Below are 267 nucleotides of genomic sequence, written 5' to 3'. Positions count from 1 at the left end.
TCTTGTAGGCCGACGGGCGTCCCCAACCACCGCCCATCGTGGCAGCTGCCGTGGCACCAAAGGGCGTGAGAATCGTATTGTTCCACGCCTGTAGGTACTTGAATGCTTGGTTGGATGAGTCCGAATAGATATCGAGACGCAGGTTATCTACGCTGTACTTCGATGGGTACTTACGATCACGACCTTCGCGAAAGATCGTTACTTGATCGTAGACCCGGAATGGGCATGTAGCACCTTCCACGAAATACCACGGAAGTTGCGCTGAGC

Annotated in this window: 1 protein-coding gene; it reads right to left on the bottom strand. The window is 53.9% G+C overall.

The genetic code is table 11. From position 1 onward, the window contains the following. Positions 1-267, bottom strand: a 267-nt coding sequence (locus AC1RPH_RS08365; protein ID WP_481762124.1) for a hypothetical protein, incomplete at both ends; no start/stop codon positions are given.

Source organism: Dellaglioa sp. CoH-57-MRSF-16, from assembly GCF_056782055.1.
Note: the sequence above shows the minus strand (reverse complement) of the source record. Positions and strands in the feature narration are given on the sequence as shown.